Source organism: Pseudomonas sp. CH235, from assembly GCF_004368175.1.
Lineage (GTDB): Bacteria > Pseudomonadota > Gammaproteobacteria > Pseudomonadales > Pseudomonadaceae > Aquipseudomonas > Aquipseudomonas paraglycinae.
The window spans coordinates 146566-167515 of record NZ_RRZJ01000006.1 but is presented as its reverse complement, the minus strand read 5'-3'; the positions used below and the strand labels follow the sequence as shown (position 1 = coordinate 167515).

General features: G+C 58.1%; 20 protein-coding genes. 15 read left to right on the top strand and 5 right to left on the bottom strand.

Annotated features, from left to right (window positions below; translation table 11 throughout):
• Positions 1 to 39: 39 nt before the first annotated feature.
• Complete coding sequence (locus EIY71_RS09240) at positions 40 to 1581, bottom strand: HAMP domain-containing sensor histidine kinase (RefSeq protein WP_134021475.1); 1542 nt, start codon at positions 1579 to 1581, stop codon at positions 40 to 42.
• 166 nt (positions 1582 to 1747) lie between these two features.
• On the opposite strand from EIY71_RS09240, the gene EIY71_RS09235 reads away from it, so the two are divergent.
• Positions 1748 to 2464 carry a response regulator transcription factor gene (locus EIY71_RS09235; RefSeq protein WP_085748006.1) on the top strand — a complete coding sequence of 239 codons (717 nt, stop codon included), beginning with the start codon at positions 1748 to 1750 and terminating at the stop codon, positions 2462 to 2464.
• Positions 2465 to 2526: 62 nt separating this feature from the next.
• Here the strand turns inward: EIY71_RS09235 and gyrB are convergent, their stop codons facing one another.
• Genes gyrB through dnaA form a run of 4 tightly spaced genes read right to left on the bottom strand, consistent with a single transcriptional unit; the run spans position 2527 to position 8734 of the window.
• A complete protein-coding gene (gene gyrB, locus EIY71_RS09230) occupies positions 2527 to 4944 on the bottom strand; it encodes a DNA topoisomerase (ATP-hydrolyzing) subunit B (RefSeq protein WP_011331734.1) in 2418 nt (805 codons plus the stop codon).
• A gap of 5 nt (positions 4945 to 4949) precedes the next feature.
• Positions 4950 to 6053, bottom strand: a complete 1104-nt coding sequence (recF, locus tag EIY71_RS09225; protein WP_003220208.1) for a DNA replication/repair protein RecF — start codon at positions 6051 to 6053, stop codon at positions 4950 to 4952.
• A 14-nt stretch (positions 6054 to 6067) separates the two neighbouring features.
• Positions 6068 to 7171 carry a DNA polymerase III subunit beta gene (gene dnaN, locus EIY71_RS09220; protein WP_007954131.1) on the bottom strand — a complete coding sequence of 368 codons (1104 nt, stop codon included), beginning with the start codon at positions 7169 to 7171 and terminating at the stop codon, positions 6068 to 6070.
• Between the two features lie 39 nt (positions 7172 to 7210).
• Positions 7211 to 8734 (bottom strand): chromosomal replication initiator protein DnaA, encoded by a 1524-nt coding sequence (dnaA, locus tag EIY71_RS09215; protein ID WP_011331732.1) that lies wholly within the window; start codon positions 8732 to 8734, stop codon positions 7211 to 7213.
• 568 nt (positions 8735 to 9302) lie between these two features.
• Here dnaA and rpmH point away from each other — a divergent pair.
• From rpmH to EIY71_RS09140, 14 genes are all read left to right on the top strand, one after another.
• On the top strand, positions 9303 to 9437 hold the full coding sequence (gene rpmH / locus EIY71_RS09210) for a 50S ribosomal protein L34 (protein ID WP_003213577.1): 135 nt from the start codon (positions 9303 to 9305) through the stop codon (positions 9435 to 9437).
• A gap of 16 nt (positions 9438 to 9453) precedes the next feature.
• The gene (rnpA, locus tag EIY71_RS09205) at positions 9454 to 9855 is read left to right on the top strand and encodes a ribonuclease P protein component (RefSeq protein ID WP_011336726.1); all 402 of its coding nucleotides are present in this window, start codon (positions 9454 to 9456) and stop codon (positions 9853 to 9855) included.
• Complete coding sequence (gene yidD, locus EIY71_RS09200) at positions 9848 to 10093, top strand: membrane protein insertion efficiency factor YidD (protein ID WP_010465488.1); 246 nt, start codon at positions 9848 to 9850, stop codon at positions 10091 to 10093. The genes rnpA and yidD overlap by 8 nt, the downstream gene beginning before the upstream one ends.
• A gap of 2 nt (positions 10094 to 10095) precedes the next feature.
• On the top strand, positions 10096 to 11778 hold the full coding sequence (yidC, locus tag EIY71_RS09195) for a membrane protein insertase YidC (RefSeq protein WP_085748005.1): 1683 nt from the start codon (positions 10096 to 10098) through the stop codon (positions 11776 to 11778).
• A gap of 81 nt (positions 11779 to 11859) precedes the next feature.
• On the top strand, positions 11860 to 13230 hold the full coding sequence (gene mnmE / locus EIY71_RS09190; protein ID WP_085606314.1) for a tRNA uridine-5-carboxymethylaminomethyl(34) synthesis GTPase MnmE: 1371 nt from the start codon (positions 11860 to 11862) through the stop codon (positions 13228 to 13230).
• A 551-nt stretch (positions 13231 to 13781) separates the two neighbouring features.
• Complete coding sequence (mnmG, locus tag EIY71_RS09180; RefSeq protein ID WP_007954140.1) at positions 13782 to 15680, top strand: tRNA uridine-5-carboxymethylaminomethyl(34) synthesis enzyme MnmG; 1899 nt, start codon at positions 13782 to 13784, stop codon at positions 15678 to 15680.
• Positions 15677 to 16321: a 16S rRNA (guanine(527)-N(7))-methyltransferase RsmG gene (rsmG, locus tag EIY71_RS09175; RefSeq protein WP_007911906.1), complete on the top strand. Its 645-nt coding sequence runs from the start codon at positions 15677 to 15679 to the stop codon at positions 16319 to 16321. The genes mnmG and rsmG overlap by 4 nt, the downstream gene beginning before the upstream one ends.
• A gap of 18 nt (positions 16322 to 16339) precedes the next feature.
• Positions 16340 to 17137 (top strand): ParA family protein, encoded by a 798-nt coding sequence (locus EIY71_RS09170; protein WP_007954142.1) that lies wholly within the window; start codon positions 16340 to 16342, stop codon positions 17135 to 17137.
• A gap of 9 nt (positions 17138 to 17146) precedes the next feature.
• A complete protein-coding gene (locus EIY71_RS09165; protein WP_064600630.1) occupies positions 17147 to 18019 on the top strand; it encodes a ParB/RepB/Spo0J family partition protein in 873 nt (290 codons plus the stop codon).
• Between the two features lie 148 nt (positions 18020 to 18167).
• Positions 18168 to 18575 carry a F0F1 ATP synthase subunit I gene (locus EIY71_RS09160; protein WP_003229783.1) on the top strand — a complete coding sequence of 136 codons (408 nt, stop codon included), beginning with the start codon at positions 18168 to 18170 and terminating at the stop codon, positions 18573 to 18575.
• Positions 18576 to 18591: 16 nt separating this feature from the next.
• On the top strand, positions 18592 to 19461 hold the full coding sequence (gene atpB / locus EIY71_RS09155; RefSeq protein ID WP_007954148.1) for a F0F1 ATP synthase subunit A: 870 nt from the start codon (positions 18592 to 18594) through the stop codon (positions 19459 to 19461).
• Positions 19462 to 19595: 134 nt separating this feature from the next.
• Positions 19596 to 19853 carry a F0F1 ATP synthase subunit C gene (gene atpE / locus EIY71_RS09150; RefSeq protein WP_003097235.1) on the top strand — a complete coding sequence of 86 codons (258 nt, stop codon included), beginning with the start codon at positions 19596 to 19598 and terminating at the stop codon, positions 19851 to 19853.
• A 57-nt stretch (positions 19854 to 19910) separates the two neighbouring features.
• Positions 19911 to 20381: a F0F1 ATP synthase subunit B gene (locus tag EIY71_RS09145; protein ID WP_011336718.1), complete on the top strand. Its 471-nt coding sequence runs from the start codon at positions 19911 to 19913 to the stop codon at positions 20379 to 20381.
• Positions 20382 to 20393: 12 nt separating this feature from the next.
• Positions 20394 to 20930 (top strand): F0F1 ATP synthase subunit delta, encoded by a 537-nt coding sequence (locus EIY71_RS09140; protein WP_011336717.1) that lies wholly within the window; start codon positions 20394 to 20396, stop codon positions 20928 to 20930.
• Positions 20931 to 20950: the final 20 nt, after the last annotated feature.

Sequence of the window (20950 nt, the reverse complement as noted above, 5' to 3'; positions counted from 1 at the left end):
TTTCGGAAGTAAGGTAACCGGCTGATATAGCCGGTTTTTTTATGCCTGCTCTTCGGCGATCAGCGGCAGCTCCAGGCGGAACGTCGTGCCTTGATCGACCACGCTCAGGCACTCGATCCGACCGCCATGGTGATCGACCACGGCTTTGACCATCGACAACCCCAGGCCCACGCCGTCGATGCCCTGTGCAGAAGAAAAGCGCCGGTACTGGCTGAACAGGTCGGGCAGCTCCTCTGCAGCGATGCCTTTGCCTTGATCGGTCAGTTCGCAACGCAGCCAGTCGTCGTGGCAACTGACACGCAGATCGACGGTTGATCCGGCCGGGCTGTACTTGATTGCATTTTCCAGCAGGTTGAACAGTGCGCGGGTCAGCAAGCCCTGATCGGCCAGGATCAGGCGCTCGTGTGATTGTTCGTCCATGTCGCTCAAAAGCTCAATGCGTTTTTGCTGGGCGATGGGCAAGGCCTGATCCAGCACGTCCATGACCAGCATCCCGAACAGGCTCGGTTGAAACTGATACGTCTCGGATTCGGCCCGTGCCAGCAGAACGAAGCCGTCGGTGAGCTCCAGCGCCCGGCGTACCTGGCGCTCAATCTGTTCGAACAGCGGCGAATCCGTTCCCGTCTGATGCCGGTGTACCTCGAGCAGGGCAAGAATCGCCGAATGAGGGGCACGCAGGTCATGGGACAGAAAGCGCAGCAACACACCGCGCTGTTCCTCGGCGGCGCGTTCGGCGCTCAGGTCAGTGAGGCTCAGGAGCCAGCCGATCGGCAAGTCGCCATCGACCGGCAATAAAGCGGCGCGCTCCAGACGCAGGCTACGCTCCTTGTGGTCACGAAATTCCAGCAGAGGAAGCTCGGATAGCGGCGGACGCGACTCTGTGGACAACTCCGGATAGCCCAGGCTCGCGAGTTGATCGAGCACATCCTCGCCCACCAGATTGTGATCGAACAGGCTCCGGGCCTTGCGGTTGCCCAACAAGACTTGTCCCCGTGGATCGCTGATCAGCGTTGCGACCGGCAGATACTCCAGCCCGTCGGCAATGAATCGGCGGGTATCGCGGGTGCGGCTCATGGCTTGCTCAAGCGCCATGATCTGCCCCTGCAAGCGGTCGGCGCTGGGAAACTGCGCCCGACGCCGTTCGGGAAAGACTTTCGGTTCACTGTCCAGCCGCGCCAGCTCCCAGCCGAAATAGGTCAGCACCACGCTCAGACGTCGCCAGTTCCAGATCAAATAACCGAACAACATACCCAGCACCGCCGGTGTCGGCGACCACCAACGCCTCATCTCCGCCAGCCCCGCACTGGTCAGCAGCACGCAGGCCATCCCGCCCAATGTCAGCCAGAGCGCCAGACGTGGACGCCACAGCAGCAATCCAAGTACGCACGCGACCAAGGCAACTGAAAGTCCCGCGCCCATCAACGGCGCCGGATCATGCAAATTGATCTGCGCACGCCAGGAAAGCAGTGCAGTCAGCGGCAACAGCACTAGACTTATCCACACCCACTCGCGCACCAGTTGCCGGAACAAACGCTGAACCTGGCTGGGGACGCGGCTTTCGTGTCGGCGGTGGTTATTCATGGGAAACAGGGCAGGGTGGGTTGAATGGTTTCATAGGCGGCCGGTCTGAGGACGTAGACCCGAAGAATCATAGCGGCTCACCCCACGGCGTGCCGCTTACTTTCACTGCATGGAGTGAGCCGATCCGGTCGGCACCCATTGCCCGAGCGACAAGGAACCACCGCGTATGCGCGTTGCGATACTGGACGATGAACCCGCCGAACTGCGCCGGGTCGAGCAGACCCTGCAACAAATGGCCGAGGCCGGAGGACAGCCCTGGTCACTGCACAGCTTCGAAAGCGGTGAAGACCTGCTGCGACAATTGCGCCGGGAAACCTTCGACCTGCTGATCCTCGACTGGCAATTGCCCGACCTCACCGGCATGGCGCTGCTGCGCTGGACCCGCGAACACATGGAAGCCCCCCCGGCGGCCATCATGCTGACCAGCCGCGATGGTGAAAGCGACATCGTCCAGGCCCTGAATGCCGGGGCCGACGATTACGTCAGCAAGCCGTTTCGGCCCAATGAATTGAAAGCCCGGGTTGCAGCGGTACTGCGTCGGCACAGCCTGCAACGTAACGCCCCGGCCGAAATCCTGCGTTTCAATGACCTGGTGTTCGACGACGCCGAGCTGACCGTCACCCGCGACGGGAAACCGATCGTCATGACCGAGCGCGAGTATCGACTCGCTCACTGCCTGTTCAGCAATCTTGGCCGACCGCTTTCACGGGATTACCTGTACGAACGATTCTGGCCCCACGAAGAGATGTCCACATCGCGACCGCTGGACACCCATATCTATCGCCTGCGCAACAAGCTCGGGCTGACGGCGGATCGGGGTTGGCAGTTGCTGACGATTTATGGGTATGGGTATCGGTTGGAGAGTGTGGCGGCAGGGGAGTGAATCGCAGGCAATAAAAAAGGCCAACGCTTGTGCGTTGGCCTTTTCGTTAGCGCCGACCGGGATCAGAAATCCAGGTTGGAAACCGCCAGAGCGTTGCTCTCGATGAAGTCACGGCGAGGTTCGACCGCATCACCCATCAGGGTGTTGAAGATCTGGTCTGCGCCAATGGCGTCTTCGATAGTGACTTTCAGCATGCGGCGCACGCTTGGGTCCATGGTGGTTTCCCACAGCTGATCCGGGTTCATTTCGCCCAGACCTTTGTATCGCTGAATGGTGTGGCGCTTGGTACTTTCGGCCATCAGCCAGTCCAGGGCTTCCTTGAACTCGGTGACCGCTTTCTTGCGCTCGCCACGCTGGATGTACGCGCCTTCGTCGAGCAGGGTGCTCAGTTGAGCGCCGAGGGTGACGACGGTCTTGTAGTCGTTGCTGCCGAAGAAGTCACGGTTGAAGGTGACGTAGTTCGACAGGCCGTGGGAGATCAGTTCGACCTCTGGCAGCCACACGCCACGTTCACGGTCTTCACGCAGGCTGGCCTTGTAGACCAGGCCCGACTTCTCGACGGTGCGCAGACGGACTTCGTACTGGGCCAGCCAGTCTTGCATCTTGGCGTGGTCGCCGAGCATTTCCAGGCTCACGGCCGGCAGGTAGATGAAGTGCTCGGTCAGCTCCTGCGGGTACAGGCGCGACAGACGCTTGAGGGTCTTCATCACCATGCGGAAGTCGTTCACCAGTCGTTCCAGCGCTTCGCCGGAAATGCCCGGGGCGTCTTCGTTCAGGTGCAGGCTCGCATCTTCCAGGGCCGACTGCGTCATGTACTCTTCCATGGCGTCGTCGTCTTTGATGTATTGCTCTTGCTTGCCTTTCTTGACTTTGTACAGCGGCGGCTGGGCGATGTAGATGTAACCGCGCTCGATCAGTTCAGGCAACTGACGGAAGAAGAAGGTCAGCAGCAGGGTACGGATGTGCGAACCGTCGACGTCAGCATCGGTCATGATGATGATGTTGTGATAGCGCAGCTTGTCGATGTTGTACTCTTCGCGACCGATGCCGCAGCCCAGCGCGGTGATCAGGGTGCCCACTTCCTGGGACGAGATCATCTTGTCGAAACGGGCTTTCTCGACGTTGAGGATCTTGCCCTTCAGCGGCAGGATGGCCTGGGTCTTGCGGTTACGTCCCTGCTTGGCAGAGCCGCCCGCGGAGTCACCTTCCACGAGGTACAGTTCGGACAGCGCCGGGTCTTTCTCCTGGCAGTCAGCGAGTTTGCCCGGCAGACCGGCGATGTCCAGCGCGCCTTTGCGGCGGGTCATTTCACGAGCCTTGCGCGCCGCTTCACGGGCACGGGCGGCGTCGATCATCTTGCCGACGACCAGTTTGGCTTCGTTCGGGTTTTCCAGCAGGAAGTCGGAGAAGTACTTGCCCATTTCCTGTTCGACCGCGGTCTTCACTTCGGAAGACACCAGCTTGTCTTTGGTCTGGGAGCTGAACTTCGGATCCGGCACCTTCACCGAGATGATCGCGGTCAGGCCTTCACGGGCATCGTCACCGGTGGTGGCGACTTTGTGCTTCTTCGCCAGACCTTCCTGCTCGATGTAGTTGTTCAGGTTACGCGTCAGTGCGGAACGGAAGCCCACCAGGTGGGTGCCGCCGTCGCGCTGCGGAATGTTGTTGGTGAAGCACAACAGGTTCTCGTTGAAACTGTCGTTCCACTGCAGGGCGATTTCCACGCCGATGCCGTCTTCACGCTGGATGTTGAAGTGGAACACCTGGTTGACCGCAGTCTTGTTGGTGTTCAGGTATTCAACGAACGCACGCAGGCCGCCTTCGTACTTGAACAGCTCTTCCTTTCCGCTGCGCTCATCCTTGAGGACGATGCCGACACCGGAGTTTAGGAAGGACAGTTCACGAATGCGCTTGGCCAGGATGTCCCAGCTGAAGTGAATGTTCTTGAAGGTTTCGCTGGAAGCCTTGAAGTGAATCTGGGTACCGGTGGTTTCGCTGTCGCCAACGATCGCCATCGGTGCCTGAGGCACGCCGTGAACGTAGGTCTGTTCCCAGATCTTGCCGCTGCGGCGAACGGTCAGTACCAGCTCTTCGGACAGCGCGTTCACAACAGAAACACCTACACCGTGCAGACCGCCGGATACCTTGTAGGAGTTGTCGTCGAACTTACCGCCAGCGTGGAGGACGGTCATGATGACCTCGGCGGCGGAAACGCCTTCCTCTTTGTGCACGTCTACCGGGATGCCACGGCCGTTGTCTTTAACGGTGATGGACTCATCCGGGTGGATGATGATGCTGATGTCGTCGCAGTGGCCGGCGAGGGCTTCGTCGATCGAGTTGTCGACCACCTCGAACACCATGTGGTGCAGACCGCTGCCATCGTCGGTGTCACCAATGTACATACCGGGACGTTTGCGCACGGCATCCAGGCCTTTCAGCACTTTAATGCTCGATGAGTCGTACGTATTTTCTTCGCTCAATGCCTTCACTCCCGATGGTCGTGGGTCTGGGTGATACGGCCCTGTTCCACGTGGAACAGAGCGACTGGCGTTTCCGTCTGCCAGCCTTCCCTCAATAATTCGTGATCTACACAGGTGATAAAGACCTGGCAGCGTAAGTCTTCCAGCAAACGGCACAGCGCGCGACGGTGGCTCTCGTCCAGTTCGGACGGCAAGTCATCCACCAGATAAATACACTGGCCGCGTCGGGCCTGGCTCACCAGATGCCCCTGGGCAATCCGCAATGCACAGACCACCAACTTCTGCTGACCCCGGGACAAGATGTCCGCGGCATTGTGTGCGCCCAATCTAAGACGCAAGTCAGCCCGTTGTGGCCCGGCCTGGGTATGACCCATTTGCTGGTCCCGTTGCACGGATCCGGCAAGTACGGCGCTCAATTCCCGGTCCTTGTCCCAGCCTCGGTAATAGCTGAGCGTCAAACCTTCGAGCTCAACCAGTTCGCTCAAGGTTTGTTCAAAGACTGGTTTCAAGGCTTTGATGTAAGCGCGGCGGTATTCATCGATTTCAGCGCTGGCCTGGCACAGTTCCCTGTCCCAAACCGCTTGCGAAACGGCGTCAAGTGTACCATGCCGCAGCCAGGAGTTTCTCTGGCGCAAGGCCTTCTGCAAACGCTGCCAGGTGGCCATGAACCGCGGCTCGACGTGGAACACACCCCAGTCGAGGAACTGCCGGCGAATCTTCGGCGCGCCTTCCAGCAGGCGAAAGCTGTCGGGGTTGATCAACTGCAGCGGCAGGATTTCCGCCAGTTGTGCAGCGCTACGAGCATTCTGACCATCGATGCGAATCTGGAACTCGCCCTGACGGTCGCGGGATATCCCCAATGCGCTGTGGCCACCCTCGGCGAGTTCGACCTGACCGAATACGGTGCAGGCGAGTTGCTCATACTGGATGACCGGCAACAGCCGCGTGCTACGAAACGAACGGGCAAGCCCAAGCAGGTGAATGGCTTCCAGAACACTGGTTTTGCCGCTGCCGTTGGCGCCGTAAAGAATGTTGATTCGGGGGGAGGGGGAGAAGGTCACCGGGTGCAGATTGCGCACCGCGGTGACCGAGACGCGACTTAAAGACATCCAGAGTCAGCTGATTACAGACGCATCGGCATGACAACGTAAGCCGAATCGTCATTGTCGGACTCTTGCACCAGCGCACTGCTGTTGGAGTCGGACAGGATCAGACGAACCTGCTCGGTAGTCATCACGCCCAGCACGTCGAGCAGATAGCTGACGTTGAAGCCGATTTCCAGGGAGCCGCCGTTGTATTCCACGCCTACTTCTTCTTCCGCTTCTTCCTGCTCCGGGTTGTTGGCCTGGATCTTCAACTGACCGCTGGCCAGTTGCAGACGGATACCGCGGTACTTCTCGTTGGACAGAATCGCGGTACGGCTGAACGCTTCGCGCAACGCCTGACGATCACCTAGTACCAGCTTGTCGCCGCCCTTCGGCAAAACGCGCTCGTAGTCCGGGAACTTGCCGTCGACCAGTTTCGAGGTGAAGGTGAATTCGCCGGTGGTCGCACGGATGTGGTGCTGGCCCAGGACGATGCTGACGTTACCGTCCGGCTCGGTGAGCAGACGTGCCAGTTCGAGAATGCCTTTACGCGGCACGATCACCTGATGGCGTTCCTGCTGACCGATGTCGGCCTGCATCGAGCACATGGCCAGACGGTGACCGTCGGTAGCCACGGCACGGATCACACCGGTCGACACTTCCAGCAACATACCATTGAGGTAGTAACGCACGTCCTGCTGGGCCATGGCGAAACTGGTGCGTTCGATCAGACGACGCAGCTTGCTCTGTTCCAGGCTGGTGGTCAGCGAACCCGGGCCTTCTTCCACAGTCGGGAAGTCATTGGCCGGCAGGGTCGACAGGGTGAAACGGCTACGGCCGGCTTTCACCACCAGCTTCTGCTCGTCGACCTTGATATCGATCAGCGCATCGTTCGGCAGGCTCTTGCAGATGTCCATCAGCTTGCGCGCCGGCACGGTGATGGAACCTGTTTCAGCCGGCTCCTCGAGTTGCACGCGACCGACCAGCTCGACTTCCAGGTCGGTACCGGTCAGCGACAGTTGCTGGCCATCGACAACCAGCAGCACGTTGGACAGTACCGGCAAGGTCTGTCGGCGCTCGACGACGCCTGCGACCAGTTGCAGGGGTTTCAACAGGGCTTCGCGTTGAATGGTGAAATGCATGGTCTAGTCCCTTGCCTTAATAAGCTGCGCTGGTGTTCATCAAGTGGTCAGTGTACGCAGCAGGTTCTTGTAGTCCTCGCGGATGTCCGCGTCGGATTCCTTAAGTTCGTTGATCTTGCGGCAGGCGTGCAACACGGTCGTGTGATCCCGGCCGCCAAACACATCGCCGATTTCCGGCAGGCTGTGGTTGGTCAGTTCCTTGGACAATGCCATGGCCACCTGACGCGGACGAGCGACCGAACGCGAACGGCGTTTGGACAGCAGGTCGGAGATCTTGATCTTGTAGTACTCGGCGACGGTGCGCTGAATGTTATCCACAGAGACCAGTTTGTCCTGCAACGCCAACAGGTCTTTCAGGGATTCGCGAATCAACTCGATGGTGATGTCGCGGCCCATGAAGTGCGAGTGGGCGATCACGCGTTTCAGCGCGCCTTCCAGTTCACGGACGTTGGAGCGAATGCGCTGGGCAATGAAGAACGCCGCATCGTGTGGCAACTCGACTTTGGCCTGGTCGGCCTTCTTCATCAAGATGGCGACGCGGGTTTCCAGCTCCGGCGGCTCGACGGCAACCGTCAGGCCCCAGCCAAAGCGGGATTTAAGGCGCTCTTCAAGGCCTTCGATTTCTTTCGGGTAGCGGTCACTGGTGAGAATGACCTGCTGACCACCTTCAAGCAGGGCGTTGAAGGTGTGGAAAAACTCTTCCTGGGAACGTTCCTTGCGGGCGAAGAACTGAATGTCGTCAATCAGCAGGGCGTCCACCGAACGGTAGAAACGCTTGAACTCGTTGATCGCGTTCAGTTGCAGTGCCTTGACCATGTCGGCAACGAAACGCTCGGAATGCAGGTACACGACCTTGGCATTCGGGTTCTTCTTTAAGAGATGGTTACCCACCGCGTGCATCAAGTGCGTCTTACCCAGACCTACGCCGCCATAAAGGAAGAGCGGGTTGTAGCCGTGCTTCGGGTTGTCTGCCACCTGCCAGGCCGCCGCACGGGCGAGCTGGTTGGATTTACCTTCGACAAAGTTTTCGAAGGTAAAGGTGCGGTTCAGGTAGCTGGTGTGCTTGAGCGCGCCTTCGACCTGCACGGTGCGCTGTTCGGCGCGAACCGGGGCCTGTTGAGACGCGGCACCAGCCATCGGATCGAAGCTGTCGCGGGACGGCTCTTCACTGATCTCTTCTGTTTTCTGCGTTGTGCGCTTGGTCGGCGCAGGCGTCGGAGCTGGTGCTGGCGCACTGGCCGGCGCGGCATTGGCCTGAGCCTGGGACACTTGCGCAGCAGCCAACGGTGCGTTCGGTGCGGCACGAGGAGCCGAACTGCGCTTGCTGCCTATTAATAAGGAGAGCGACGGTGCGAGACCGTTGCCATGCTCATCCAGCAGTTCAAGGACGCGCCCCAGGTACTTTTCGTTGACCCAGTCCAGAACAAAACGGTTCGGTGCGTAGACGCGCAACTCGTCGCCTTCGGCTTCGACCTGTAGTGGACGGATCCAGGTGTTGAATTGTTGGGCAGGCAGCTCTTCGCGCAAAAGCTCCACGCACTGCTGCCAAAGTTCCACTGACACGGATATCCCCTAAGTTGAAAGCCGGTGAGGCAAAAACAAGCGGCCATTGTAGCGGCCAGTCGTCCACTTATCCACATGCAGGTTGCCCGGTGGACATGATTTATCAATGCGTTAAACGCGAAAAAGGCGACCGACGGTGTGTGCATAAGCTCTGTGGATAACCCTATCTGAGCACACTGGACAACTGGGGGCGAAAGTCGGTGGATAACCAGCCTGTGGATAACCACCTATTCCACACACAGGTTATCCGACAGCGCAGCACAGGCTGAACACGGTTTTCCACTGTAGTTGTCATTATCTGTACATCGCTTGAAACAAGGCCTTGAGCCAGTTATCCACAGATAACGGTGTACCTAGCTTTTACAAGCTTTACAGAAAAGCTTTAAATAATTCCCTTCTTTATTTTTATCTTTGGCAAACCGGGTAAACAGGTCCTGGCGGCTCCGAAGATCTATTTATAAGGAAACGTTGGTTGGAAATTGACCTATTGGCTTGCTTTCTCTAGAATCCCCGGTCTCTTAAAACGGGGGCCATTCCGGCCCGTTGTGGACGAACCAGGTAACACGACATGAAACGTACTTTCCAACCAAGCACTATCAAACGCGCTCGTACCCACGGTTTCCGTGCTCGCATGGCTACCAAGAACGGTCGTGCCGTACTGTCGCGTCGTCGCGCCAAAGGCCGCGCACGTCTGGCAGTTTGATAATCCGGCACTGGAGGTGAGTCAGGACTTCAGTCGGGAAAAGCGTCTGCTTACTCCCCGGCATTTCAAGGCAGTCTTTGACTCCCCTACCGGCAAGGTTCCGGGGAAAAATCTCCTGCTCCTTGCGCGCAACAACGATCTCGATCACCCCCGTCTCGGACTGGTTATCGGGAAAAAGAGCGTCAAGCTCTCCGTCGAGCGCAATCGCCTCAAACGTCTTATGCGCGAATCGTTTCGCCTGCACCAGGATTCACTGGTCGGCTGGGACATCGTTATCGTCGCGCGCAAAGGTTTGGGTGACGTAGAAAACCCCGAATTGATTCAGCATTTCGGCAAACTCTGGAAACGTCTGGCACGCAACAAGCCGGTACCAGCAGTCAAAACCGAAACTGTAGGGGTAGACAGTCCAGATGCGTAAACTGGCGCTCGTTCCGATCCAGTTTTATCGCTACGCCATTAGTCCCCTGATGGCCAGTCACTGTCGTTTCTACCCCAGTTGTTCTTGCTACGCGTATGAAGCCATCGAAAATCATGGCCTTCTGCGCGGTGGCTGGCTGACCTTTCGTCGTTTAGGTCGCTGTCATCCGTGGAATCCCGGTGGTTATGACCCGGTTCCACCTATCCCTACCTCCCGTTCTTCTTCGATGGCCGAGTAATCATGGATATCAAACGCACGATCCTGATCGTCGCCCTGGCAATCGTGTCCTACGTCATGGTCCTTAAATGGAACCAGGACTATGGCCAGGCTGCCCTGCCGACTCAGAATGTTGCTTCCAGTACGACTACATCCGGTTTGCCGGACACCGCCACTGGCAATAATGCTGCTGCCAGTGACGATATTCCGCGCGCCGCAAGCGATACCAGCGCACCTGCCGAAACGCCGGTCGCCGTCAGCAAGGATCTGATCCAGATCAAAACCGATGTGCTCGATCTCGCGATCGATCCACAAGGTGGCGATGTTGCCCAGCTGACCTTGCCGCTGTATCCACGTCGTCAGGATCGTCCGGACGTTCCGTTCCAGCTGTTCGACAACGGTGGCGAACGTACTTATCTGGCACAGAGCGGTCTGATTGGCACCAACGGTCCGGATGCAAACCCGGCCGGTCGTCCGGTCTACTCCTCGGAGAAGAAGACTTATCAACTGGCTGACGGTCAGGACCAACTGGTCGTCGACCTGAAGTTCAGCAAGGACGGCGTCAATTACATCAAGCGTTTCACCTTGAAACGTGGCCTGTATGACGTGACCGTGACCTATCTGATCGACAACCAGAGCGCTCAGCCTTGGTCCGGTTCGATGTTTGCTCAGCTGAAACGCGATGCAAGCGCTGATCCTTCGTCGACCACTGCTACCGGTACCGCGACTTACCTGGGCGCCGCCCTGTGGACAAGTTCCGAGCCGTACAAGAAAGTGTCCATGAAGGACATGGACAAAGCTCAGCTCAAGGAAACTGTCACCGGTGGTTGGGTAGCCTGGCTGCAACACTACTTCGTGACTGCATGGGTTGCTCCGAAGGGCGAAAACAACATCGTCCAGACCCGTAAAGACAGCAAAGGCAACTACATCATCGGTTACACCGGTCCTTCGCTGACCGCTGCACCGGGTGCGAAAGTCGAAACCAGCGCTGTTCTGTACGCCGGTCCGAAAAGCCAGGCTGTGCTGAAAGAGTTGTCCCCAGGTCTGGAACTGACTGTCGACTACGGCATTCTGTGGTTCATTGCCCAGCCAATCTTCTGGCTGCTGCAACATATCCACAGCATCGTCGGCAACTGGGGCTGGTCGATCATCTTCCTGACCATGCTGATCAAAGGGATCTTCTTCCCTCTGTCGGCCGCCAGCTACAAGTCGATGGCCCGCATGCGCGCCGTGGCTCCGAAACTGGCTGCACTGAAAGAGCAACATGGCGATGACCGGCAGAAAATGTCGCAAGCCATGATGGAGCTGTACAAGAAAGAGAAGATCAATCCGCTGGGCGGCTGCTTGCCGATCCTGGTGCAGATGCCGGTTTTCCTTTCCCTGTACTGGGTTCTGCTGGAAAGCGTGGAAATGCGCCAGGCGCCGTTCATGCTGTGGATTACCGACCTGTCGATCAAGGATCCGTTCTTCATCCTGCCGATCATCATGGGTGCGACCATGTTCATCCAGCAGCGTCTGAACCCTACACCTCCGGATCCGATGCAGGCCAAGGTGATGAAAATGATGCCAATCATCTTCACCTTCTTCTTCCTGTGGTTCCCGGCGGGTCTGGTGCTGTACTGGGTTGTGAACAACTGCCTGTCGATTGCCCAACAGTGGTACATCACGCGTAAGATCGAAGCGGCGACGAAAAAAGCCGAGGCGTAACTTACTCTGTGGATAACACCACTCAAAACGCCCCCTAGTGGGGCGTTTTGCTATCTGCCATTTTTGTCTGGATACCGGTTTATGAGCGCACCTCGTGAAACCATCGCAGCCGTCGCTACCGCCCAGGGCCGTGGCGGCGTGGGCATCGTTCGAATTTCCGGGCCGCTGGCCAGCGTTGCGGCCAAAGCCATCAGCGGCCGCGAGCTGAAACCACGGTTTGCCCACTACGGCCCGTTCTTCAGTGACGATCAACAGGTGCTGGATGAAGGTCTGGCGCTGTATTTCCCCGGGCCGAACTCGTTCACCGGCGAAGACGTATTGGAACTGCAGGGCCACGGTGGCCCGATCGTCCTCGACATGTTGCTAAAGCGTTGTCTGGAACTGGGCTGCCGTCTGGCTCGTCCCGGTGAGTTCAGCGAAAGAGCGTTCCTCAACGACAAACTGGATCTGGCGCAGGCCGAGGCCATCGCCGATCTGATCGAAGCCAGTTCTGCACAGGCCGCGCGCAATGCCTTGCGCTCCTTGCAAGGGGCCTTCTCCCAACGTGTGCATAACCTCACCGAACAGCTGATCGGCCTGCGGATCTATGTCGAAGCGGCGATCGACTTCCCGGAAGAAGAAATCGACTTCCTCGCCGACGGCCATGTGCTGAGCATGCTCGACAAGGTTCGTAACGAGTTATCCACCGTATTGCGCGAAGCCGGGCAGGGTGCGTTACTGCGTGACGGCATGACCGTGGTGATTGCCGGTCGTCCGAATGCCGGCAAATCCAGCCTGCTGAACGCACTGGCCGGTCGTGAAGCCGCGATCGTGACCGAAATCGCCGGCACCACTCGGGATATCCTGCGTGAACATATCCACATCGACGGCATGCCGCTGCATGTTGTGGACACCGCCGGTCTGCGTGATACCGATGACCATGTGGAAAAGATCGGCGTTGAACGAGCGTTGAAAGCCATAGGCGAAGCTGACCGAGTGCTGCTGGTCGTCGATGCCACTGCGCCAGAGGCCGCCGATCCGTTCGCCTTGTGGCCGGAATTCCTTGAAACCCGGCCAGATCCGGCGAAGGTCACTCTGATTCGTAACAAGGCTGATCTCACCGGTGAACCCATTGCCCTGGAAGTCAGTGACGATGGCCACGTGACGATCAGCCTGAGCGCCAAGTCTGCCGGTGAAGGTCTGGACCTGCTACGTGATCACCTCAAAGCCTGCATGGGCTACGAACAAACATCGGAAAGCAGCTTCAGCGCACGCCGCCGGCACCTCGAAGCCCTGCGTCATGCCAGTGATGCCCTAGAACATGGACGTGCCCAACTGACCTTGGCGGGTGCTGGTGAGCTGTTGGCCGAAGACCTGCGTCAGGCCCAGCAGTCTCTCGGGGAAATCACCGGCGCCTTCAGCTCCGATGATCTGCTGGGACGGATCTTTTCCAGCTTCTGCATCGGTAAATAAACCTCCCGTTGTCCACAGACAGGTCCGTTCGCGACCTGTCTGTCCTCCTTCCTCGTTTTTCCTTCCTCCAGTGCCGGACAGATTTCTGTTCCTGAGCGGATTTTCCGTGTCCGCGATTCCTTCATTCATCCGATTTCTGTGGATTAAGCCCTGTGAATAACTGCCGCTGAGGGCAGTTGATAACAGGGCATGAAAACTGAACATAACTGCCGCTGTGGATAACCACCTCATTCATCCACAGGCTTACACCGGTTATCCAAGGGCCTCATGGCGACATGGCCACAGGGTTTTGAATCTCTATACACATTGAAAATAAAGGCCTGCAGAAATCTATCCACAGAAACCATGGGCAGTAAGAATAAGCTTTAAAACAAAGGTTTTATAAATTTCTCTCTTTTTTATTCTTTTAACCGCGAGTTCTCCACAGCTGGTTAAATTTTGTGCAAAGGGTTCTTTAGGAAGGGCGAAGTCCCTATACTTGCCGACCAGGTCCAGAAACCTGATCTCAAACTATTCCTGAATTACCTACTTAAGCAGGCACGAGGTGCGTGGTGGATTTCCCTTCCCGTTTTGAAGTGATCGTCATCGGCGGCGGTCATGCCGGTACCGAGGCAGCACTGGCCTCAGCACGCATGGGCGCAAAAACCCTTCTGCTGACGCACAACGTGGAAACCCTCGGTGCCATGAGTTGCAACCCGGCCATTGGCGGCATTGGCAAAAGCCATCTGGTCAAGGAAATCGACGCCCTCGGCGGCGCGATGGCCATGGCCACCGATCTGGGCGGTATCCAGTTTCGCGTGTTGAACAGCCGCAAAGGCCCAGCCGTACGTGCAACCCGTGCGCAAGCCGACCGGATTTTGTACAAGGCCGCTGTCCGCGAAATTCTGGAAAACCAGCCGAACCTGTGGATATTTCAACAAGCTGCTGACGACCTGATCGTCGAGCAGGAACAAGTACGCGGTGTCGTCACGCAAATGGGTCTGCGTTTCTTCGCCGATTCCGTGGTGTTGACCACTGGTACGTTCCTGGGCGGACTTATCCACATCGGCTTGCAGAATTTTTCCGGTGGTCGCGCCGGTGATCCACCATCGATCGCCCTGGCGCATCGTCTGCGTGAATTGCCGCTGCGTGTCGGTCGCCTGAAAACCGGTACGCCACCGCGTATCGACGGCAAGTCGGTGGATTTCTCGGTGATGACCGAGCAGCCAGGCGATACGCCGATCCCGGTGATGTCGTTCATGGGCAACAAGGAACAACATCCACGGCAAGTCAGTTGCTGGATTACTCACACCAACGCCCGCACCCACGAAATCATTGCCGCGAACCTCGACCGTTCGCCGATGTATTCCGCTGCAGGCGAGATCGAAGGCATCGGCCCACGTTATTGCCCGTCGATCGAAGACAAGATTCACCGCTTCGCCGACAAGGAAAGCCATCAGGTGTTCATCGAGCCGGAAGGCCTGACCACCCATGAGCTGTATCCGAACGGGATATCCACAAGCCTGCCGTTCGACGTGCAATTGCAGATTGTGCAATCGATCCGCGGCATGGAAAACGCGCACATCGTGCGTCCGGGTTATGCAATCGAGTACGACTACTTCGATCCGCGCGACCTGAAGTACAGCCTGGAGACCAAAGTCATCGGCGGTCTGTTCTTCGCTGGTCAGATCAACGGCACCACCGGTTACGAAGAAGCCGGCGCCCAGGGTTTGCTCGCCGGCGCGAACGCCGCATTGCGTGCGAAAGGCAAAGAAGCCTGGTGCCCGCGTCGTGATGAGGCGTACATCGGGGTACTGGTCGACGACCTGATCACCCTAGGTACCCAAGAGCCGTACCGCATGTTCACTTCCCGTGCCGAGTACCGCCTGATCCTGCGTGAGGACAACGCCGACCTGCGTCTGACCGAAAAAGGTCGCGAACTGGGCCTGGTCGATGACGCGCGCTGGGCAGCGTTCTGCAAAAAACGCGAGAGCATCGAACTCGAAGAGCAGCGCCTGAAAAGCACCTGGGTTCGCCCGGGCACTCCGCAGGGCGATGCGATTGCCGAGAAATTCGGTACGCCGCTGACTCACGAATACAACCTGCTCAATCTCTTGAGCCGTCCGGAAATCGACTACGCTGGTCTGGTCGAAGTGACCGGGCAGGGCGCGGAAGATCCACAGGTCGCCGAACAGGTCGAGATCAAGACCAAATACGCCGGTTACATCGACCGTCAACAGGACGAAATCGCCCGTCTGCGTGCAAGCGAAGACACGAAACTGCCTGTGGATATCGATTACACCAACATTTCCGGTCTCTCCAAGGAGATCCAGAGCAAGCTTGGCGCGACTCGTCCCGAGACGCTGGGCCAGGCTTCGCGGATCCCGGGTGTGACCCCGGCAGCGATTTCGCTGTTGATGATCCATTTGAAAAAACGCGGCGCGGGCCGTCAGTTGGAGCAAAGCGCTTGAGTTCTAAGGTCACTTCGCAACACGCCGAAGAGTTATCCACAGGAGCCCGCGAGCTCGGTGTCAATCTCACTGAAACCCAGCACGAATTGTTGCTGGGTTATCTGGCCCTGTTGATCAAATGGAACCAGGCCTACAACCTGACCGCGGTCCGCGATCCGGACGAAATGGTTTCCCGTCACTTGCTCGATAGCCTCAGCGTGATGTCGTTCATCGAAAACGGCCGCTGGCTGGATGTCGGCAGCGGCGGCGGCATGCCGGGGATCCCTTTGGCGATCCTGTATCCGGACTCGCAAGTGACTTGCCTGGACAGCAACGGTAAGAAAACCCGCTTCCTGACCCAGGTCAAACTCGAACTCAAACTGGATAACCTGCAAGTTATCCACAGTCGCGTCGAAGCATTCCAGCCTGCACAGCCGTTCAACGGGATCATTTCCCGGGCCTTCAGCAGCATGGAGAACTTCACCAACTGGACTCGCCACCTCGGCGACGCCGATACGCGCTGGTTGGCAATGAAGGGCGTCCATCCGGCCGATGAGCTGGTAGCATTGCCGGCAGACTTCAAACTCGATAGCGAACACGCCCTGGCCGTACCCGGTTGCCAAGGCCAACGCCATCTGCTGATACTGCGCCGCACGGCATGATTGGGAACACAAGCAAGAATGGCTAAGGTATTCGCGATAGCGAACCAGAAGGGTGGTGTGGGCAAGACCACCACCTGCATCAACCTCGCAGCATCCCTGGTCGCGACCAAGCGCCGGGTGCTGTTGATCGATCTCGATCCACAGGGCAACGCCACCATGGGTAGCGGTGTGGATAAACATGGCCTGGAAAACTCGGTCTACGACCTGCTGATCGGCGAATGCGATCTGGCCCAGGCCATGCACTACTCCGAACACGGCGGTTATCAACTGCTGCCGGCCAACCGCGACCTGACGGCGGCCGAAGTGGTGCTGCTGGAAATGCAGATGAAGGAAAGCCGTCTGCGCAGTGCGCTGGCGCCGATCCGTGAAAACTACGATTACATTCTGATCGACTGCCCGCCGTCGCTGTCGATGCTCACACTGAACGCACTGGTCGCTGCTGACGGGGTGATTATTCCCATGCAGTGCGAGTACTTTGCGCTCGAAGGTTTGAGCGACCTTGTGGATAACATCAAGCGCATCGCCGAACTGCTGAACCCGAACCTGAAAGTCGAAGGCCTGCTGCGGACCATGTATGACCCGCGCCTGAGCCTGATGAACGATGTATCGGCCCAGCTCAAGGAACACTTCGGTGATCAGCTGTACGACACGGTGATCCCGCGCAACATCCGACTGGCTGAAGCCCCGAGCTACGGCATGCCGGCGCTGGCCTACGACAAGCAATCGCGTGGCGCGCTGGCCTATCTGGCCCTGGCGGGCGAGATGGTTCGCCGTCAGCGCAAAAATTCACGCATCGCCGCTGCCCAGCCAACTTAAGGAATCCCCATGGCCGTCAAGAAACGAGGTCTCGGACGAGGACTGGATGCACTGCTGAGCGGTCCGACTGTCAGCTCGCTGGAAGAACAAGCGGCGCAGGCTGACAGCCGTGAGTTGCAGCACCTGCCACTGGACCTGCTGCAGCGCGGCAAGTATCAGCCACGTCGGGACATGGATCCGCAGGCGCTGGAAGAGCTGGCGCAGTCGATCAAGGCCCAGGGCGTGATGCAGCCGATCGTGGTTCGCCCGATTGGCGGTGGTCGTTTTGAAATCATCGCCGGCGAGCGCCGCTGGCGCGCCAGTCAGCAGGCCGGCCAGGAAACCATTCCTGCGATGGTCCGCGACGTGCCGGATGAAACCGCGATCGCCATTGCGCTGATCGAGAACATCCAGCGCGAAGACCTGAACCCGATTGAAGAAGCGGTGGCCCTGCAGCGCTTGCAGCAGGAATTTCAGCTCACCCAGCAACAGGTCGCCGAGGCTGTGGGTAAGTCCCGCGTCACTGTGGCCAACCTGTTGCGCCTGATTGCGCTGCCGGAAGTCATCAAGACCATGTTGTCCCACGGCGACCTGGAAATGGGTCATGCCCGTGCATTGCTCGGTCTGCCGGACAATCAGCAGGTGGAAGGGGCGCGACATGTTGTCGCACGCGGTCTCACCGTGCGCCAAACCGAGGCACTGGTTCGTCAGTGGTTGAGTGGCAAACCGGAGCCGGTCGAACCGTCCAAACCCGACCCGGATATCGCTCGCCTCGAGCAACGTCTGGCCGAGCGCCTAGGCTCTGCGGTGCAGATCCGCCACGGCAAGAAGGGAAAGGGTCAGTTGGTGATCGGTTACAACTCCCTCGACGAGCTTCAAGGTGTGCTCGCACACATCCGCTGAAACAATTCCTCTTGTAGCGCGCAGTCGGAAATCACTACCTGACAGTTGAATAGGGGCAGAACCGCCCCTATACTCTGCGCGCATTTTGTCGGCACAAATTATGCCAAGTTATTGAATTTCGGCAGCCGACCATTGGAGAGCAATAGTGATGGAAACCCGCAAGCCAAACCGCCTGCCGTTCCATCGCCTGGCGGTTTTTCCGGTGTTGATGGCTCAATTTGTCATTTTGCTCATTGCCGCTTTGGCGCTCTGGCAATGGCACGGAGTCGTTGCCGGATACTCGGGACTTTGCGGAGGCCTGATAGCCTTGCTGCCCAATGTTTATTTCGCTCACAAGGCATTTCGGTTTTCCGGCGCCCGAGCAGCCCAGTCCATCGTCCGGTCTTTCTATGCCGGCGAGGCAGGCAAACTGATTTTGACGGCAGTGCTGTTTGCACTGGTGTTTGCAGGTGTGAAGCCACTGGCGCCGATCGCTGTATTCGGCGCCTTCGTGCTGACTCAGTCGGTCAGCTGGTTCGCTCCCCTGCTGATGAGAACAAGACTTTCGAGACCTTAGGGCGTTTGAGGCAACCATGGCAGAAACAACCGCTTCGGGCTATATCCAGCACCACTTGCAGAACCTGACCTTCGGTCAGCTACCCAACGGCGGCTGGGGCTTTGCCCACACCGCAGCAGAGGCCAAGGAAATGGGCTTCTGGGCTTTCCACGTCGATACCCTCGGCTGGTCGGTCGCGCTGGGTCTGATCTTCGTTCTTCTTTTCCGCATGGCGGCCAAGAAGGCGACTTCCGGTCAGCCGGGTGCATTGCAGAACTTCGTTGAAGTCCTGGTCGAATTCGTCGATGGCAGCGTGAAAGACAGCTTCCATGGCCGTAGCCCGGTGATCGCACCGCTGGCACTGACCATCTTCGTCTGGGTGTTCCTGATGAACGCCGTCGACCTGGTACCGGTCGACTGGATTCCTCAGCTGGCCATCCTGATCTCCGGCGACCACCACATCCCGTTCCGCGCCGTGTCGACCACCGACCCGAACGCGACCCTGGGCATGGCGTTCTCGGTTTTCGCACTGATCATTTTCTATAGCATCAAGGTCAAGGGCCTCGGCGGCTTCATCGGCGAGCTGACCCTGCACCCGTTCGGCAGCAAGAACATCTTCGTTCAGGCCCTGCTGATCCCGGTGAACTTCCTGCTGGAATTCGTGACCCTGATCGCCAAACCGATCTCTCTGGCTCTGCGTCTGTTCGGCAACATGTATGCCGGCGAGCTGGTGTTCATCCTGATCGCTGTGATGTTCGGCAGCGGCCTGCTCTGGCTGAGCGGCCTGGGTGTTGTCCTGCAGTGGGCGTGGGCTGTGTTCCACATCCTGATCATCACCCTGCAGGCGTTCATCTTCATGATGCTGACCATCGTCTACCTGTCGATGGCGCACGAAGAAAACCATTAAGACCAGTCTCGACTAGTCTGATGTCCTTCCCGGTCAAACGGGAAGGGGCTCCTCACGGGGCACCATGAAACGATTTGTTTTACCGCTTTAATCTAAAAAACCTAAACCATACGACGTAAAAGTCGGGAGGAAAGATGGAAACTGTAGTTGGTCTAACCGCTATCGCTGTTGCACTGTTGATCGGCCTGGGCGCACTGGGTACCGCAATTGGTTTCGGCCTGCTGGGCGGCAAGTTCCTGGAAGGCGCAGCGCGTCAGCCAGAAATGGTTCCAATGCTGCAAGTTAAAATGTTCATCGTTGCCGGTCTGCTCGACGCCGTAACCATGATCGGTGTTGGTATCGCTCTGTTCTTCACCTTTGCGAACCCGTTCGTTGGTCAGATCGCTGGCTAATCATTCGGATCTCCGAGTGATTTGGTGTGATGGACAACGTAACTGCGAGGTGTTGGCGTGAACATTAATGCGACCCTGATTGGCCAGTCCGTTGCGTTCCTGATTTTTGTACTGTTCTGCATGAAGTTCGTATGGCCTCCGGTCATCGCAGCTCTGCACGAACGTCAAAAGAAGATCGCTGATGGTCTGGACGCTGCCAGCCGTGCAGCTCGCGACCTGGAGTTGGCCCAAGAAAAAGCGGGTCAGCAACTGCGCGAAGCGAAAGCTCAGGCAGCTGAAATCATCGAGCAAGCCAAGAAACGCGGTAACCAGATTGTCGAAGAGGCCGTTGAAAAGGCCCGCATCGACGCTGACCGTGTGAAGGTTCAGGCTCAAGCCGAGATCGAACAGGAACTGAACAGCGTCAAAGACAAGCTGCGCGCCCAAGTGGGCTTGCTGGCTGTCGGCGGCGCCGAGAAGATCCTGGGTGCCACAATCGATCAAAACGCGCACGCAGAGCTGGTTAACCAACTGGCTGCTGAAATCTAAGCGAGGGCGATCATGGCAGAACTGACCACGTTGGCCCGACCTTACGCTAAGGCGGCCTTCGAGCACGCTCAGGCCCACCAGCAACTGGCCAATTGGTCAGCCATGCTCGGCCTGGCAGCAGCGGTGTCGCAAGACGACACCATGCAGCGCGTGCTCAAGGCCCCGCGACTGACGAGCGCAGAAAAGGCCGCCACGTTCATTGACGTGTGCGGCGACAAGTTTGATGCCAAGGCACAGAACTTCATCAATGTCGTTGCCGAAAACGACCGTCTCCCGCTTCTGCCGGAGATCGCCGCTCTGTTTGACCTGTACAAGGCCGAGCAAGAGAAATCGGTAGACGTTGAAGTGACCAGTGCTTTTGCATTGAACCAAGAACAGCAAGACAAACTCGCCAAGGTTCTCAGTGCACGACTCAACCGGGAAGTGCGCCTGCAAGTCGAGGAAGACAGCTCCCTTATCGGGGGGGTGGTCATCCGCGCCGGCGACCTGGTTATCGATGGCTCGATTCGCGGCAAAATCGCGAAACTTGCCGAAGCATTGAAATCTTGAGTTTGAAGGGGCAGCAGAGC